Origin of the sequence: Micromonospora radicis (assembly GCF_003583405.1) — a bacterium.
GTDB classification, from domain to species: Bacteria; Actinomycetota; Actinomycetes; order Mycobacteriales; family Micromonosporaceae; genus Micromonospora; species Micromonospora radicis.
The window spans coordinates 20,607-36,722 of sequence record NZ_QXEC01000028.1 but is presented as its reverse complement, the minus strand read 5'-3'; the positions used below and the strand labels follow the sequence as shown (position 1 = coordinate 36,722).

The 16,116-nt window shown below is 72.6% G+C and carries 15 protein-coding genes; 4 read left to right on the top strand and 11 right to left on the bottom strand.

Annotated elements, in window-relative coordinates; translation table 11 throughout:
* Positions 1 to 73: 73 nt before the first annotated feature.
* The 6 genes from purE to mca all read right to left on the bottom strand — a co-directional run bounded on the left by purE (position 74) and on the right by mca (position 8,147).
* Positions 74 to 565, bottom strand: a complete 492-nt coding sequence (gene purE, locus D2L64_RS22860; protein WP_119579267.1) for a 5-(carboxyamino)imidazole ribonucleotide mutase — start codon at positions 563 to 565, stop codon at positions 74 to 76.
* Positions 562 to 1,752 (bottom strand): 5-(carboxyamino)imidazole ribonucleotide synthase, encoded by a 1,191-nt coding sequence (locus tag D2L64_RS22855; protein ID WP_119579266.1) that lies wholly within the window; start codon positions 1,750 to 1,752, stop codon positions 562 to 564. Before D2L64_RS22855 ends, purE begins: the two co-directional genes overlap by 4 nt.
* A gap of 51 nt (positions 1,753 to 1,803) precedes the next feature.
* Entirely contained in the window at positions 1,804 to 3,843 is a 2,040-nt protein-coding gene (locus D2L64_RS22850; RefSeq protein ID WP_119579265.1) for a thioredoxin domain-containing protein, read from the bottom strand.
* A gap of 365 nt (positions 3,844 to 4,208) precedes the next feature.
* A complete protein-coding gene (locus D2L64_RS22845; RefSeq protein WP_119579264.1) occupies positions 4,209 to 6,740 on the bottom strand; it encodes an EAL domain-containing protein in 2,532 nt (843 codons plus the stop codon).
* A gap of 180 nt (positions 6,741 to 6,920) precedes the next feature.
* Positions 6,921 to 7,214 carry a hypothetical protein gene (locus tag D2L64_RS22840; protein ID WP_119579263.1) on the bottom strand — a complete coding sequence of 98 codons (294 nt, stop codon included), beginning with the start codon at positions 7,212 to 7,214 and terminating at the stop codon, positions 6,921 to 6,923.
* 48 nt (positions 7,215 to 7,262) lie between these two features.
* The gene (gene mca / locus D2L64_RS22835) at positions 7,263 to 8,147 is read right to left on the bottom strand and encodes a mycothiol conjugate amidase Mca (RefSeq protein WP_119579262.1); all 885 of its coding nucleotides are present in this window, start codon (positions 8,145 to 8,147) and stop codon (positions 7,263 to 7,265) included.
* 272 nt (positions 8,148 to 8,419) lie between these two features.
* Here mca and D2L64_RS22830 point away from each other — a divergent pair, with 272 nt between their 5' ends.
* Both D2L64_RS22830 and greA read left to right on the top strand, forming a co-directional pair.
* A complete protein-coding gene (locus tag D2L64_RS22830) occupies positions 8,420 to 8,854 on the top strand; it encodes a DUF4307 domain-containing protein (protein WP_119579261.1) in 435 nt (144 codons plus the stop codon).
* A 155-nt stretch (positions 8,855 to 9,009) separates the two neighbouring features.
* Positions 9,010 to 9,507, top strand: a complete 498-nt coding sequence (gene greA / locus D2L64_RS22825; protein WP_119579260.1) for a transcription elongation factor GreA — start codon at positions 9,010 to 9,012, stop codon at positions 9,505 to 9,507.
* A 60-nt stretch (positions 9,508 to 9,567) separates the two neighbouring features.
* Here greA and ilvA read toward each other — a convergent pair whose 3' ends face one another.
* The 4 genes from ilvA to D2L64_RS22805 are packed head-to-tail and all read right to left on the bottom strand — an operon-like array spanning position 9,568 to position 14,400.
* A complete protein-coding gene (ilvA, locus tag D2L64_RS22820; protein ID WP_119579259.1) occupies positions 9,568 to 10,788 on the bottom strand; it encodes a threonine ammonia-lyase in 1,221 nt (406 codons plus the stop codon).
* On the bottom strand, positions 10,785 to 11,789 hold the full coding sequence (locus tag D2L64_RS22815) for a DUF4328 domain-containing protein (protein WP_119579258.1): 1,005 nt from the start codon (positions 11,787 to 11,789) through the stop codon (positions 10,785 to 10,787). The genes ilvA and D2L64_RS22815 overlap by 4 nt, the downstream gene beginning before the upstream one ends.
* A gap of 42 nt (positions 11,790 to 11,831) precedes the next feature.
* Positions 11,832 to 13,241 carry an amidase gene (locus D2L64_RS22810; RefSeq protein WP_119579257.1) on the bottom strand — a complete coding sequence of 470 codons (1,410 nt, stop codon included), beginning with the start codon at positions 13,239 to 13,241 and terminating at the stop codon, positions 11,832 to 11,834.
* A 16-nt stretch (positions 13,242 to 13,257) separates the two neighbouring features.
* Positions 13,258 to 14,400: a cystathionine gamma-synthase gene (locus tag D2L64_RS22805; protein ID WP_119579256.1), complete on the bottom strand. Its 1,143-nt coding sequence runs from the start codon at positions 14,398 to 14,400 to the stop codon at positions 13,258 to 13,260.
* A 78-nt stretch (positions 14,401 to 14,478) separates the two neighbouring features.
* Between D2L64_RS22805 and D2L64_RS22800 the strand changes: the two genes are divergently transcribed.
* Positions 14,479 to 14,913, top strand: coding sequence for an HIT family protein (locus D2L64_RS22800; RefSeq protein WP_119579255.1), 435 nt, complete (start codon positions 14,479 to 14,481; stop codon positions 14,911 to 14,913).
* Positions 14,914 to 15,047: 134 nt separating this feature from the next.
* A complete protein-coding gene (gene msrA, locus D2L64_RS22795) occupies positions 15,048 to 15,710 on the top strand; it encodes a peptide-methionine (S)-S-oxide reductase MsrA (RefSeq protein WP_119579254.1) in 663 nt (220 codons plus the stop codon).
* Positions 15,711 to 15,722: 12 nt separating this feature from the next.
* Here the strand turns inward: msrA and D2L64_RS22790 are convergent, their stop codons facing one another.
* Positions 15,723 to 16,115: a hypothetical protein gene (locus D2L64_RS22790; protein WP_147376291.1), complete on the bottom strand. Its 393-nt coding sequence runs from the start codon at positions 16,113 to 16,115 to the stop codon at positions 15,723 to 15,725.
* Position 16,116: the final 1 nt, after the last annotated feature.

Genomic DNA, 16,116 nt, shown 5'->3' with positions numbered 1-16,116 from the left:
CGCCCGGCGCACGGATCCTTGGCAGGGGATCGCCCCTGCCAAGGCGGTTCCGGACCGGGGTCCGGCCGACCCGCTAGGCCAGCGAGGCGCGCAGGGCGGCGTCCTTCTCGGCGACCAGCTGCTCCAGGTCGGCCTGGTACGCCGACATCCGGTCCAGCAGGGCCGGATCGGACACGCCGAGGATGCGTACGGCGAGCAGCCCGGCGTTGCGGGCGTTGCCGATCGACACGGTGGCGACCGGCACACCGGCCGGCATCTGCACGATGGAGAGCAGCGAGTCCATCCCGTCGAGGTGCTTCAGCGGCACCGGTACGCCGATCACCGGCAGCGGGGTGACCGAGGCGACCATGCCGGGCAGGGCGGCGGCGCCACCGGCACCGGCGATGATCACCTTGACGCCCCGTCCGGCGGCGGCCCGGCCGTAGTCGATCATCTTGACCGGGGTGCGATGGGCGGAGACGACCTCGACCTCGTACGGCACCTCGAACTCGTCGAGCACCTCGGCGGCCGCCTTCATGGTCGGCCAGTCCGAGTCGCTACCCATGATCAAACCGACGGTGCTCACGCTGATCCCTCCGTACCGTCGCGTAGCCAACACATCGCCCGCGCAGCGCGGGACCGTACCTCGCCCAGGTCGTCCCCGAGCACCGTGACGTGCCCGATCTTGCGGCCGGGGCGGACCTGCTTGCCGTACAGGTGCACCCGGGCGGTCGGTTCGGCGGCGAAGAGGTGGTGCAACCGTTCGTCGATCGGCATGCCACCGGGCTCACCACCGAGCACGTTCGCCATCACCACCACCGGCGCGGTCAGCGAGGTGTCGCCCATCGGGTAGTCCAGCACCGCCCGCAGGTGCTGCTCGAACTGCGACGTACGGGCCCCCTCGATGGTCCAGTGCCCCGAGTTGTGCGGGCGCATGGCCAGTTCGTTGACCAGGATCCGGCCGCCACCGGCCGCCGAGTCGTCGGCGACCTCGAACAGCTCCACCGCCAGCAGGCCCACCACGTCCAGCGCGGTGGCCAGGTCGATGGCGAGCTGCTGGGCGGTCACCGCCAACTCCTCGGGCAGGCCGGGCGCGGGCGCCAGCACCTCGACGCAGATCCCGTCGCGCTGCACCGTCTCCACCACCGGGTAGACGGCGACCTGCCCGAACGGGGAGCGGGCCACCTGCACGGCCAGTTCGCGGCGCAGCGGCACCCGCTCCTCGACGATCAGCTTCGTGCCACCGGCGAGCAGCGTCTCCGCCAGCTCGGTGGCGTGCGCGGCGTCGGCGACCGGCCAGACCCCACGCCCGTCGTAGCCGCCGCGCGCCGCCTTGACCATCACCGGCCAGCCCAGCTCGTCACCGAAGGCGACCAGCTCGGCCGGCGACTCGACGGGCCGCCAGGCCGGGTTCGGCGCCCCCAGACCGTCGAGCCGTTCCCGCATCGCCCGCTTGTCCTGGGCGTGCACCAGGGCGTCCGCCGGGGGGAAGAGCTTCACCCCTTCGGCGGCGAGGGTACGGATGTGTTCGGTCGGGACGTGCTCGTGGTCGAAGGTGACCACGTCACAGCCCTTGGCGAAGGTACGCAGCGCGGCCAGGTCGGTGTGGTCGCCGTACTGGACGTCGGCGGCGACCAGGGCCGCGCCGTCGTCCGGCGTGAGGGCGAGCACACGCAGCGACTGGCCGAGGGAGATCGCGGACTGGTGGGTCATCCGGGCCAGCTGGCCGCCGCCCACCATGCCGACCACCGGCAGACCGGTACGGGAATCCATAGCGGCGCCAGCCTATCGGGGCGGGCCCGGCCGCCGTCCGCCGGATCCGGCTCAGCCGAGCTGCGTCACCAGCTCCTCGACGGTGCCGACCGGCCGTTGGCAGACGAAACCCCGGCAGACGTACGCGGCGGCCCGGCCGTCGAGCGGCGGCCGGTCGGCCAGCAGCGGCACCCCCGGCTGGTCCGGCTGACCGGCCACGATCACCGCACCCGGCGGGGCGTGCCGGTACGCCGCCGCGACCAGCGGATCACCGGCCGGATCGGCGGTGACCACCGCGATCTCGTACGGCCCGGAGAGCAGCGCCTCGCCCACCGTCGCCGCGTAGCCGGTGAACCGCGCGTGCCGTCCGACGATCGGCGCGACGGTGGCCAGGGCGGCCTCGGCAACCTCCCGGTAGCGGGTCTGCCCGGTCAGCGCCGAGTACGCCACCAGCGCGGCGGCGATCGCGGACCGGCCGGACGGGGTGGCGTTGTCGGTCGGGTCGGCCGGCCGGGTGACCAACTGCTCGGCGTCGTCGGCCGTGTCGTAGAACGCCCCGCCGGGCGCCGCGAAGTGCGCCAGCGCGGTGTCGAGCAGCTGCCCGGCCAGTTCCAGCCAGCGGCCCTCGCCGGTGACCTGGTGCATGGCGCAGAACGCCTCGGCCACGCAGCCGTAGTCCTCCAGCACGCCGGCCGGCTCACCGACCCGGCCGTCGCGGGAGGCACGACGCAGCCGGCCGTCCACCACGTGCACCCGGGCGAGGTACTCGGCGGTGTCCCGCAGCGCGCCGTCGGCGACGATGGTGACCCCTTCCAGCAGGTTCGCCTCGCCTTCGGTGCCGATCCGCCCGGCGGTCTCGACCAGCCGGACGAACTCGGCGAGCGCGGTGATCGCCAGACCGTTCCAGGCGGCCACCACCTTGTCGTCGCGGGCCGGTTGGGGGCGGGTGTCCCGGGCGGCGAGCAGCCGACCCACCACCTCCTGCCAGCGTTGCCGCACCGCCGGGTCGGCGTCGTCGACGTCGCGGGCCAGCCGCAGTACGCTGGCGCCCTGCTCGAAGTTCCCGGCGTCGGTGACGTCGAACAGGTCGGCGGCCCAGCGGCCGTCCTCGGCGCCCAGCACCTCGGTCAGCTGGGTCCGGGTCCAGACGTAGGTGAGCCCCTCGACGCCCTCGGTGTCGGCGTCCAGCGCGGAGGCGAAGCCCTGCCCGGGCCGGTGCAGCTCGTCGGCGAGGAACCGGGCGGTGTCCCGGGCCACCCGCAACGCCAGCGCGTCGCCGGTGAGCCGCCACAGCTGGGTGTAGACCCGCAGCAGCAGGGCGTTGTCGTAGAGCATCTTCTCGAAGTGCGGCACGGTCCAGTGCCCGTCCACTGAGTACCGGGCGAAGCCGCCGGCGAGTTGGTCGTGCAGGCCACCACGGGCCATCGCCTCGGCGGTGTGCCGGGCGATCTCCAGGCTCCGCGCCGAGCCGGTGCGCTGGTGGTGACGCAGCAGGAAGAGCAGGTTCAGGTGCGGCGGGAACTTCGGCGCCCCGCCGAAGCCGCCGTTGGTCTCGTCGTACTCGCTGGCCAGCTGGGTTGCGGCGGCGTCGAGCAGGTCGGCGGTGAGCGGGGCGGTGGGGCCGCCGACGGCCTGGGCGCCGCCGATCGCCTCGACCACCGCGGCCCCCTGGCGCAGTACGGCTTCCCGCTGGTCCTGCCAGGCGGTGCCGACCGACTGGAGCAGTTGGACGAAGTTCGGGCGGGGGAAGTACGTCCCGCAGAAGAACGGGGTGCCGTCCGGGGTGGCGAAGACCGTCATCGGCCAGCCGCCCTGGCCGGTCATCGCCTGGGTCGCCGTCATGTAGACCGCGTCGACGTCCGGCCGCTCCTCCCGGTCCACCTTGATCGACACGAAGCCCTCGTTGAGCAGCTTGCCGACCGCCTCGTCCTCGAACGACTCGTGCGCCATCACGTGACACCAGTGGCAGGCGGCGTAGCCGACCGAGATGAGCACCGGCACGTCGCGGCGTTTCGCCTCGGCGAACGCCTCGTCGCACCAGGGCCACCAGTCGACCGGGTTGTCGGCGTGCTGGAGCAGGTAGGGGCTGGTGGCGTCCGCGAGTCGGTTCACCCGACGACCATATCCAGCCCGGCCATCGGCCGCCGGTCGGACGTCGTGCCCCGGACGGTCTTCCGCAGTTCACCTTCATCCATCTATATCTGTACACACCTCCGGCGACTCTCACCGGTGCCGCGACGAGGAGGTCCCGTCATGCGCAGACTCCGGTCCCTGTCGGCGCCCATCACGGTCGCACTGGCCTGCCCACCCCTCCCCGCCCCCTCCCCCGCACCCTCCCCCACGCCTAACCTCCGACCCGGCCGAGTTGATCATGAGGTTGGCGGCGGTTCTGGTCGCCACGAGCGCCGCCAACCTCATGATCAACCAGCCGACTGGCTGGGTGGGTGGGTGGGTGGGTGGGTGGGTGGGGGTCGGGGTTAGGAGGCGCCGTCGGCGCGGAGGGGGAGGACGTTGGTGGGGGCCTGGCGGGCCAGGGAGGTCAGTACCGCACCGATCTTGTCCGCGGGCATCGGCTTGAAGAAGTGGTAGCCCTGGGCCGAGGTACAGCCCAGCTCCGCCAGGGCCGAGCGCTGTGCGGCGGTCTCCACCCCCTCGGCCACCACCCGCAACCCCAGCTCGTGGGCCAGTCCCACGGTGGTCCGTACGATCGCCGCCGCCTCCGGGGAGTCACCCATCCGGAGTACGAACGACCGGTCGACCTTCAACTCGTCCACCGGTACCCGGGTGAGGAAGGCCAGCGAGGAGAAGCCGGTGCCGAAGTCGTCCACGGCCAGCTGCACGCCCATCGAACGCAGGCTGGTGAGCACCTGGTCGATGACCTCCAGATCGCTCATCACCACCGTCTCGGTGATCTCCAGAACCAGCCGGTCGGCCGGTACCTGATGCCGGCGCAGCGCCTCGGCGATCTCCGTCGGTAGGCGGTGGTCCAGCAGGCTGCGGGCGGAGAGGTTGACCGAGATGGGAACGTCCAGGCCGTCGCGGGCCCAACCGGCGGCGACCGCGAGCGCCTTGTCCAGCACGTACCGGGTGAAGGTGCCCAGCTGGTCGCTGTTCTCCACCGGGCGGATGAAGTCGCCGGGGCTCAGCCAACCGCGACGCGGGTGCCGCCAGCGGATCAACGCCTCCACGCCGGTCGGCGCGCCGGTGCTCAGGTCGACGGCGGGCTGCAGCACCAGCACCAGTTGGTCGTCAGCCTGCAACGCCTCGCGCAGCTCGGCCAGCAGCGCCAGTTGGTCGGTGCTGGCCGCGTCCCGCGTGCTGTCGTACGTGGCCACGCTGCCGCCGCCGTTCTTGGCCTGGTACATGGCGATGTCGGCGCGTCGCAGCAGCTCCGTCAGATCGGCGGTGCCCGCGGTGGCCGCCACCACCCCGACGGAGACCTCGACGGACATCCGCACCCCGGCCACCTCGGCCGGCGCGGCCAGTCGCTCGGCGATCTCCCGTGCCTGACGCAGGGCGTACGTCACCGGCGCGACCCGATCCGCCACCACCGGCACGGACGTCAACAGCAGGGCGAACTCGTCACCGCCCAGCCGGGCCAGCAGGTCGCCGGAGCGGGCCAGCGCGCCGAGCCGATTGGCGGTGAGCCGCAACAGCTGGTCGCCGGCCGCGTGCCCGAGGGTGTCGTTGACCTCCTTGAACTGGTCGACGTCGAGCAGCAGCAGGGCGACGGGGTGATCGTGGGCCAGTTGCCGGAGTGCCTGGTCACCCTGGCTGAGCATGGCCGCCCGGTTGGCCAGGCCGGTCAGCGGGTCGTGCACCGCCTCGTACGACGAACGCGCGGTGACCAGCCGCAGCTCCCGGTGCGTCGCCGCGTCGTGCAGCGCGGCGGCCAGGGCGTCGGCGTACGCGGCCAGGGCATCGCGTTCCCGCCCGGTCGCCGGAGCGGTCCGTGGCAGCCGTACCCGCAGCCGTCCGACCCGCGCCTCGCCCACCGACAGGTCGCGGACCAGATCCTCCGGGTCGGGCTCGCCGTCGCCCGGTGGCGGTATCTCCCGGTCGACCACCTGGCCGCCGGGGTCACCCCGGTAGCGCCGCCACCGGCCGTCGCCCCGGACCACCTCCACGTCGACGATCTCCGCCTCGAACAGCGCCAGGGCGCCGGTCACGCCCGCCGTGGCAACGCCGCGCTCGTCCAACTGGTTGAGTGCGGCCGTCGCCTCCGCGAAGGACCGCCAGGTCCGCCGTTCCCGGTCGTCGCGCAGCCGCTGCCGGTAGGTCTGTTGCAGCAGCCAGAGCGGGGCGGGCAGCAGGAGCAGCCAGCGCGGGTCGGTCTCGATCAGCACGACCACGAGCACGCCGACGACCAGGTTGCCGACGAACATCAGCAGCTTGCCGCGCAGCGCGGCGAGTAGTGGGCGACCGACCGGCATGCTGTGCCGCAACGCCAGCAGGATCCCACCGAGCCAGACGCCGGCCAACAGGTACGCGACCGCACCGGCGGTGACCGCGAGCACGAGCGACGGGGTCGGGGCGGCCAGCAGCGGCTGGCCGAGAGCGGTGGCGACCGCCATGCCGAGGGCCACGGCGGCGGTCTGTACCCCGGCGATGCGGACCACGTCCCAGGTGGTCCGCCCCTCGTCGACGATGGACAGGACCGCCCAGGCCAACCCGACGCCGATCAGCGCCGCGGCGGGCAGCCAGCCGGGCGGTGCCAGATAGAGGCAGACGATCAACGCGGCCTCGCCCCAGGTGACGCTGACGGTGCCGGCCGCGGCCCGGAACCGCAGCCGGGCCAACTGGGCCAGCGCGAACAGGGCGACCGCGAGACCGAACCGCGCCGACCCGCCGAGCGGATCCTCGGCCGGCAGCCGCGCCGGCAGGCTCAGGCCGACCACGACGGCGATCAACGCGGTACAGAGCACGGCGGCGGTGAGCAGGTGGACACCGAGTGGCGGGCCACCGCGGGCGGACCGGTCGCTCGGATGACCGGCCCTGCCGGAGGTCACCGACCCCCTCCTGCCGGCCCGCCGACGGACACCCGGCGGGCGGACACGAGTGCCATGGTCATCGGCGCCCCCTCCCGCGCGCGGCTCAGGGGACTTCTGGTCCCCCCGGCGGAAGGCTAAGCCAATCCCGGTGGTCGCAACAGGGGGCGACCATCCGGTTCGACGTGAATCATGCCCCGATCAGCCCTCGCGGTGCTGCTGGTGTGCATTGGGAGCGGGACCGGATGAATCCGCCGCGACGGTCTCATCTGTCGGATCACCGACCGTCTGGCCCGCCGCGTCCGCCTCGGTGGCGGACCGCTGCGCCGGGAACTGGTCCGGCAGGCGACGCAGCCGGGTGTTCATGTTGCGGATCAGCAACACCGTCGCGGTGCCCAGGACCAACAGCAGGAACAGGCCCATCGGACCGGCCAGGCCGCCGGTACGGGTGTCACCGAAGTTGTTCTGGGCGAGCACCTGGGCAGCGGTCAGCATGGGATTCCTCCGGAGTGCGGTGTTCGACCAGGGTAGCCCGCCGCCGGATCAACGGGCATGGGCCGTCTCCCGGACTCCGGCGAACAGGTCGGACTCGGGCAGCGGGCTGTCGACCAGCGACCGGACCAGCTGGAAGTCCTCGGTGGGCCAGGCGCGCTGCTGCAACTCCATCGGCACCTGGAACCAGAAACCGTCCGGGTCCACCTGGGTGGCGTGAGCGCGCAGGGCGTCGTCGCGGACCGGGAAGTACTCGGCGCACTCCACCCGGGTGGTGATCCGGGGCCCCTTGTCCGGCCGATCGTCCCAGCGGGTCAGCCACTCCGCGTACGGGGACGACTCCGCGCCGCCGGCCAGGATGGCCTCGTGCAGCGCGAGGATCTTGCCCTTGGAGAAGCCGATGTCGTAGTAGAGCTTCAGCGGCTGCCACGGCTCGCCCAGCTCGGGATAGCGGGCCGCGTCACCGGCCGCATCGAAGGCCGCCACACTGATCTTGTGGCACATGATGTGGTCGGGGTGCGGGTATCCGCCCTCCTCGTCGTACGTGGTGACCACGTGCGGACGGAACTCACGCATGAGGCGTACCAGCGGGCCGGCGGCCACCTCGACGTCCTGGAGGGCGAAGCAGCCCTCGGGCAGCGGGGGCAGCGGGTCGCCCTCGGGCAGGCCGGAGTCGACGAAACCCAGCCACGCCTGCTCGATGCCGAGGATGGCCCGGGCGGCGTCCATCTCGGCCCGGCGGATGTCGGCGATGTTGGCCCACACGTCCGGCCGGTCGAGCTTGGGGTTGAGCACGCTGCCGCGCTCACCGCCGGTGCACGTCACGACCAGCACGTCCACTCCCTCGGCGACGTACTTCGCCGTGGTCGCGGCGCCCTTGCTCGACTCGTCGTCGGGATGCGCGTGGACGGCCATGAGTCGAAGTTGCTCTGCCAACGTCGGCGCTCCTCGTCTCTGCAGACCGGTCGGCCCACCCGGGACCCACCGTCGACCTGCCGGATTCCTCCCCGTCGCGGTACCACCCCGCGCCGGCCTGTCATATTTGACCAGTCATCTCTGCCGACCGGACCGGCTCCGCTGACGGACCGGCTCCGCTGACGGACCGGCTCCGCTGACGGACCGGCTCGGCGCACGAACCGGGCAGGAATGACGGACCACCGCCATTCTTGCCGATGCCGCAGACAACAACGCCAGGGAGATACCCGCCGGTGACCGAGACGCACGCCACAATTCCACCGGGGACGCCGATGTTCCCGCCCGGCCGGTACGGTCGCCGCCGCGAACCCGGTCGCCGCCGCCCGGTGCTGACCGCGATCCTGCTGGTGGCCCTGGTCGCCGTCCTGACCGCGATCTCGGTCCGGCTCTACCGGCAGTACGGCGATCCCGCGTACGACACCCAGCTGATCACCTACACGGATATCACGGACACGCAGGTCGTGGTCGACTTCCGGGTGAACCTGCCGGAGGGCGGATCGGCGGTGTGCCTGCTGCGCGCCCGGGACAGTGCCGGCGCCGAGGTGGGCCGGGAGGAGGTCGCGGTGGCTGCCGCAGCCGGGCAACGTCAGATCACCGTCCGACACCGCCTCGTCACCGACGCCCGCCCCTTCATCGGCGAGGTCATCCGCTGCCGGCCGCCAGCCTGAGGACGCCCGACCGTCCACCTGGGGCCGCCGCCCGTCCGGTCGGCCGCACCTCTGGACGGGCATCCGGGACGTGATCACCGACACTCCTTGTCGTACGGCACTGGTAACTTAAAGGTTCACCTGTCAGCCAGCACGCAGAACGAGGAGGACCGCCTGTGTCCAATGGCAACGAGGCGCCCGCCACCTGGCTGTCCCAGGACGCGTACGACCGCCTGAAGGCCGAGCTCGACGAGTTGATCGCCAACCGGCCGGTCATCGCCGCCGAGATCAACGCCCGGCGTGAGGAAGGCGACCTGCGCGAGAACGGCGGCTACCACGCCGCCCGCGAGGAGCAGGGCAAGGCAGAGGGCCGCATCCTCTATCTGAAGGAGTTGCTCCGCACCGCCCAGGTCGGCGAGGCGCCGACCGTCGACGCCGTGGCGCCCGGGATGGTCGTGACGATCTACTTCGACGACGACGCCGACGACACAGAGACGTTCCTGCTCGGTTCGCGGGAGATCGCCGCCACCACCGACCTGACGGTCTACAGCCCCGAGTCGGCGCTCGGCAAGGCGATCCTGGGTGGCAAGGCCGGGCAGACCTGCACCTACACCGCCCCCAGCGGCGCGGACATCAAGGTGACCGTCGTCAGCTTCGAGCCGTTCTCCGGCTGACCGGCGCCACGCACCGAGGCCGTCCGACCACCGTCGCCAGAGGTGTGCCGCCGACCCGGGTCACACCTCTGGCGCGATGGTCACCTGGTAACCGCTGGCCCGCAGGGCACTGATCAGCTTGTCGGAGTGCTCGACACCACGGGTCTCCACCGACAACGCCACCTCGACCTCGCCGAGGCGCAGATGCGGATTGGCCCGCTGGTGCTCCACGTCCACCACGTTCGCCCGCTGCTCGGCGATCTCCCCCAGCAGTGAGGCGAGTTGCCCCGGCCGGTCGGAGCAGCGCACCGTGACCCGCAGGTAGCGGCCCGCCGCCGCCAGGCCGTGCTCGATCACCCGCAGCATCAGCAGTGGGTCGATGTTGCCGCCGGAGAGCACGGCCACCACCGGGGTCTCCACCTCGACGGCACCGGCCAACAGTGCGGCCACCCCCACCGCGCCGGCCGGCTCCACCACCTGCTTGCCCCGCTCCAGCAGCATCAGCAGCGCCCGCGAGATGTCCTCCTCGGACACCGTCACGACCTCGTCCACGAGCTTGCGGACGTGCGCGAAGGTGACCTCGCCGGGCCGGCCCACCGCGATGCCGTCGGCGATGGTGGCGAAGGCGGGCAGGCGGACCGGCTCGCCGGCCACCAGCGACGGCGGGAAGGCGGCGGCACCGGCCGCCTGGACACCGACCACCCGGACATCGGGGCGCAGCGCCTTGGCCGCCACCGCCATCCCGGAGATCAGTCCACCGCCACCGACTCCGGTGACGATCGTCCGCACCTGCGGGCACTGCTCCAGGATCTCCAGCGCCACCGTGCCCTGGCCGGCGATCACGTCCGGGTGGTCGAACGGGTGGATCAGCACGGCGCCGGTCCGTTCGGCGTACGTCTGCGCCGCGACCAGCGACTCGTCCACCGTGGCGCCGACCAGTTCGACCTGGGCGCCGTACCCCTTGGTGGCGGCGACCTTGGGCAGCGGTGCGTTCACCGGCATGAAGACCGTCGCATGGGTGCCGACCAGCCCGGCGGCCAGGGCCACCCCCTGGGCGTGGTTGCCGGCGCTCGCCGCGACCACGCCCCGGGCCCGTTCCTGCGTCGACAGCCGCGCGATCCGCACGTACGCGCCGCGCACCTTGTACGACCCGGCCCGCTGGAGGTTCTCGCACTTGAGCCAGACCGGGCCGCCGAGCGCGGCGCTCAGCGGGCGGGAGGGCTCCAGCGGGGTGGTGCGGGTGACGCCGGTGACCAGCTCCCGAGCTGCTCGCACGTCGTCCAGGCTGACCAGTTCCGTCATGCCCCGATCGTGCCACCCGGGCCGGCGGCGGCCGTCGGCGGCGGGGTCTCCGGGGAGACGCTCGCCGCCGACGCCGAACCAGCCGACGCCGAACCAGCCGACGCCGAACCAGCCGACGCCGAACCAGCCGACGCCGAACCAGCCGACGCCGAACCAGCCGACGCCGAACCAGCCAGCGCCGGAGTGGCCGGGGCGGGGGTGGTGCCGCCCAGGGTCATCCCCGGCATGATCGGGCCGGTCGGCATGCCGCGCGCGATCCGGGCGGTCTGGGCGGCGGAGATCTGCCGGATCAACACGATCAGCGGCACGCCGGCCAGCACGCAGGCGAGCGTGGGCAGCAGGTACGTCCCGCTGGTGGTGGCGTAGTAGTCGACGTACGCCTCGAAGTCGGCCGAGGTCTGCGGGTACGGCAGCGCGTCGAACTCCTCGATCGTCGAGCGCGAGCTGATCCGGTCGGTGAGCAGGTAACCGAGCCAGGCGCCCCACCAGAGCTTGACCAACCAGGGGGTGCTCAACCGCCAGAGGCTCTCCCGCGCGATGTTGGCCACCACCCGGTAGGGCACGACGAGGTTCACGAAGGGCACCAGCCAGCCGGCGATCGCCCAGCCGCTGGCGAGGGTGGGGCCGGCGCCCGGGAAGGCGTCCAGGTTGCTCCGGGCCCGCCAGCTCCAGATGATGACGAGCACGGCCGCCACCAGCAGCGCCACGGTCAGCGCCAGCCCGACCCCCAGTTCGAGCAGACCGGCCACGAGCAGGAGTTCGTCACCATCGGCAGCGCCGGCCGCCTGCCGGGCGAGCAGCACGTTGACCAGCTGGACCGTCGGCACGCCCAGCGACGCCAGGACCACCGCGCCGACGGCCACGGCGGCGGCCCGGCCGACTCCCTCGACCGGGTGGAGCCGGGCGCCGGGGTGCAGGGCCGGTGCGCCGATCGGTGTTCGGCACCTCGGGCATTCTCTGGTACGCGGGTCGGTCTCGGTGTCGCAGGTATGGCAACGCATGGTCGACGTCCTCTCGGTGCTCGGCACCGGGAGCGTAGATGATCACGCGGTGGTCGGGGACCCCGTTCCGACCCGGGGATAGCCGGGGGCGTGCCGGGGCCAGGGTGCCTGCATCTCGAACTGCCCGGCGATGCCGAGCAGCAGCAGCTCCGAGCCCGGCGGGCCGACCAGCTGCACGGCCAGCGGCAGCCCGTCGGGTCGGCGACCGACCGGCACCACCAGGGCGGGCAGGCCGGCGACGTTCCAGGGTGCCGCGTACGGGGCGTACCGGATGTTGACCAGCATGTTGGCCCGCCAGGAGCGCGCCGACCAGCTGGCCGCCGGTGGCGGCGCGGCCGCCAACGCCGGGGTGAGCAGTACGTCCACCGAGTGGTCGGCGAAGAACCCGATGGAACGCTCACGCCAGGCGAGCCGGTCGGCTTCCCGGACGTACCCGCGGCGCCACGCCCACTCGCCGAAGCCGACGTGCCGCCGACTGCGGGGTTGCAGGCTGCGGCGGTCGATCCCGGCGGCCCGCACATCGGCCGCGGCGGCGGCGAACCAGGTGGCGATGCCCTGCAACCCGAGGGCGGTGGGGTAGACCGGGTCGGCGGGTACCGTGTCGTGCCCGGCTGCGGCGAGCAGCCGGCCGGCAGCCGCGACCGCGTCACGGTTCGGCGCGTCGGGCGAGACGCCGAGCACCGGGGACCGCAACGACACACCGACGCGCAGCCGCTGCGGCGGGACCAGCTTCTCCTGCGCGCGGCCGGCGAGCACCTGGAAGCCGACCGCCGCGTCGGCGACGGTGGTGCTGAGCATGCCGTGCTCGGTCAGTCCGAACCAGTCCTCCGCGCCGAGTTGGCAGGGCACCACGCCACGTCCGGGCTTCAGGCCGACCAGACCGCAGCACGCCGCCGGGATGCGGATCGAGCCCAACCCGTCGTTGCCGTGCGCGATCGGCACCAGCCCGGCCGCCACCGCGGCGGCCGCCCCGCCGGACGAGCCGCCGGGGGTGCGCTGCGGATCCCACGGGTTACGGGTCACCGCGCTGTCGTCGTCGGTCGCCGCCCACAGGCCCAGTTCGGGCATCCGGGTCACCCCGAGGATCACCGCACCCGCGCCGCGTAGTCGGCGGACCACCTCGTGGTCGGCCTCCGCCACCGCGGTACGCACGGCGGCCGAGCCGTTCCAGGTGGGCATGCCGGCCACCGGGGTGTTCTCCTTGACCGCCACCGGCACCCCGGCCAGCGGCAGGTTCGCCAGGTCCTCCTGCTCGTCGACCTTCTCCGCCTCGGTGACCGCCTCCCCGCCGCGTACGGTGCGGAACGCGGCGAGGTCGGCGTCGGCCTTGGCGATGTGGTCCAGATGGTCGGCCAGCACCTGGGTGGCCGAGACATCGCCTCGGCGTACCCCGCGGGCGATCTGTTTGGCGGTCGCCCCCACCCAGGTCGGCATGATGTCCTGCACGGCCACCCTCCCCAGCCAGCGGTCAGCCCAGCGCCTGCTCCAGATCGGCGAGCAGATCTTCGACCGTCTCGATGCCGACAGACAGTCGCACGAGATCGCCGGGAACTTCAAGCGGCGAGCCGGCAGCGCTCGCGTGTGTCATCCGACCCGGGTGCTCGATCAGGGATTCCACCCCGCCGAGCGACTCGGCGAGCACGAACAGCTTGGCCCGGTTGCAGATCTCGACCGCGTGTTCCTCGCCGCCGGCCGCCCGGAACGAGATCATTCCGCCAAACCGGCGCATCTGCTTGGCCGCCACCTCGTGCCCGGGGTGGCTGGGTAGCCCCGGGTAGAGCACCTGGGCGACCTTGGCGTGCCCGTCGAGGTAGCCGGCGATCCGCTCGGCGTTGTCGCAGTGTCGGTCCATCCGTACCCCGAGGGTCTTGATCCCGCGCAGGGTGAGCCAGGCGTCGAACGGTCCGTTGATCGCGCCCATCGCGTTCTGGTGGTACCGCAGTTCCTCGCCGAGCGCGGCGTCGGCGGTGACCAGCGCGCCACCGACCACGTCGGAGTGTCCACCGACGTACTTGGTGGTGGAGTGCACCACCACGTCGGCGCCGAGGGCGATCGGCTGCTGCAGGTAGGGCGAGGCGAACGTGTTGTCGACCACCAGCAGCGCACCGGCGTCGTGCGCCACGGTGGCGAGGGTGGCGATGTCGGCGATGCCGAGCAGCGGGTTGGTCGGCGTCTCCACCCACACGATCCTGGTGCTGCCGGGGCGGATCGCGGCCCGCACGGCATCCGGGTCGGAGACCTTCGCCGGGGTGTACGCCAGACCCCACCGCTGGGCGACCTTCGCGAAGAGCCGGTACGTGCCGCCGTACGCGTCGTCGGGGATGACCACGTGATCACCGGGGGCGCAGACGGTACGCAGCACCGCGTCCTCGGCGGCCAGGCCGCTGGCGAAGGCGAGCCCGACCGCGCCGCCCTCCAGCGCGGCCAGGCATTCCTGGAGCGCGTCGCGGGTCGGGTTGCCCGAGCGGCTGTACTCGTAGCCCAGCCGGGGCGCGCCGACCGCGTCCTGGGCGTACGTGCTGGTCTGGTAGATCGGTGGGATCACCGCGCCGGTGCGGGCCTCGGGATCCTGGCCGGCGTGGATGGCGAGAGTGTCGAAGCCGTGGGTCATTACGCAGACGTTAGTCGTCCACCCCTTCCCACGGTCTGGAACCCTGCCGGGCCGGACGCGGACGCCTAACCTGGGCGGGTGGCAGGCTGTGTGTTCTGCGGGATCGTGGCGGGCGAGGTGCCGGCGTTCCGGGTGGTCGACGAGGCGGACGGGGTGGCGTTCCTGGACACCCGGCCGGTGTTCAAGGGACACCTGCTGGTGGTGCCCCGCACCCACCTGGTCACCCTCGCCGACCTGCCGCCGGAGGCGCTGGGCGGCTACTTCGGGCTGGTCCGCCGGCTGGCCGTCGCCGTCGAGGCCGGTCTGGGCGCCGGCGGCACCTTCGTGGCGATGAACAACCGGGTGTCCCAGTCGGTCCCGCACCTGCATACCCACGTGGTGCCCCGGACCAGGGGCGACGGACTACGCGGCTTCTTCTGGCCCCGCACCCGGTACGCCGACGACGCCGAGGCCACCGGGTACGCGGATCGCCTCCGCGCCGCCGCCGACGGCGGGCCCGGGCCGACAGGGTGACCGGGCCGACGGCGTGCCCGGTCCGACAGCGGTGACCAGGCCGACGGCGGAGCCGGGCCTGACCGTCGGCCAGGCGGGTAAGGAAACCGGGTCCGCCCGTGTTGCACGCGGGGAAGGACGAAAGGAGTCCCACCGTGTTCCTCCGCCGCATGAAGGCCGAGATGATCTCTCCCGACCAGGCCCTGCCCGGTCGTCCGATCGCGATGCCGGTCGCCGACCGGCACGAGGTGCTCGGCACCCCGCTGAAGGGGCCGTTCCCCGAGGGCTCGCAGGTCGCGGTCTTCGGTATGGGGTGTTTCTGGGGCGCCGAGCGGCTGTTCTGGACCCTGCCGGGGGTGTTCACCACCTCGGTCGGCTACGCGGGTGGTTACACCGCGAACCCGACCTACGAGGAGGTCTGTTCCGGGATGACCGGTCACACCGAGGCGGTCCAGGTCGTCTACGACCCCTCGAAGATCAGCTACGAGGACCTGCTGAAGGTCTTCTGGGAGAACCACGATCCGACCCAGGGCATGCGCCAGGGCAACGACGTGGGCACCCAGTACCGCTCGACGATCTACGCCACCACCGACGACCAGCTGGCCACGGCCGAGGCGTCCCGGGACGCGTTCGCGCCGATCGTGGCCCGCGCCGGCAAGGGCGAGATCACCACCGAGATCGGTCGGCTGGGCGACTACTACCTGGCCGAGGACTACCACCAGCAGTACCTCGCCCCGACCAAGAACCCGAACGGGTACTGCAACCACGGCCCGAACGGGCTGAGCTGCCCGGTCGGCGTGGCGCGCACCGCCGGCTGACCAGCAGCCGAGTCATCGGGGTCGGTCGTCGGGGACGGCCGGCCCCGGCTCGGGCGGGGCCAGCAGCCGATGCGCCGAGTCGGCCACGAACGTGGCACCCAGGACGGCGAGCAGCGCCTTGACGGCGTCGCCGTACCAGCGGTCCGGAAAGATGCTTCCGGCGAAGACCGCGGTGAAGACCACCAGCGCGAGCAGCAGCCAGTAGCCGACGGTCAGCGCGTTGCGCCACGGCCCGGACGAACCCGGTCGCTCCGGACCGACCAGATGGCGGACGAGGTAGGCCAGCACGGCCAGCCAGGCGTACGGCGACCCGACGGCGAGCCGAACGGCGCCGGCCCAGTCCGCACTCTCCCAGCGACTGCTGACGATCAGCACCACGACGAGCAGCAGCAGACCGGCGCACACG

Excerpts from the sequence above, each read along its gene's own strand:
- D2L64_RS22855 (WP_119579266.1), bottom strand. The coding sequence starts at position 1,752 with ATGGATTCCCGTACCGGTCTGCCGGTGGTCGGCATGGTGGGCGGCGGC.
- D2L64_RS22805 (WP_119579256.1), bottom strand. The coding sequence starts at position 14,400 with ATGACCCACGGCTTCGACACTCTCGCCATCCACGCCGGCCAGGATCCC.
- ilvA (WP_119579259.1), bottom strand. The coding sequence starts at position 10,788 with ATGACGGAACTGGTCAGCCTGGACGACGTGCGAGCAGCTCGGGAGCTG.
- D2L64_RS22840 (WP_119579263.1), bottom strand. The coding sequence starts at position 7,214 with ATGCTGACCGCTGCCCAGGTGCTCGCCCAGAACAACTTCGGTGACACC.
- D2L64_RS22815 (WP_119579258.1), bottom strand. The coding sequence starts at position 11,789 with ATGCGTTGCCATACCTGCGACACCGAGACCGACCCGCGTACCAGAGAA.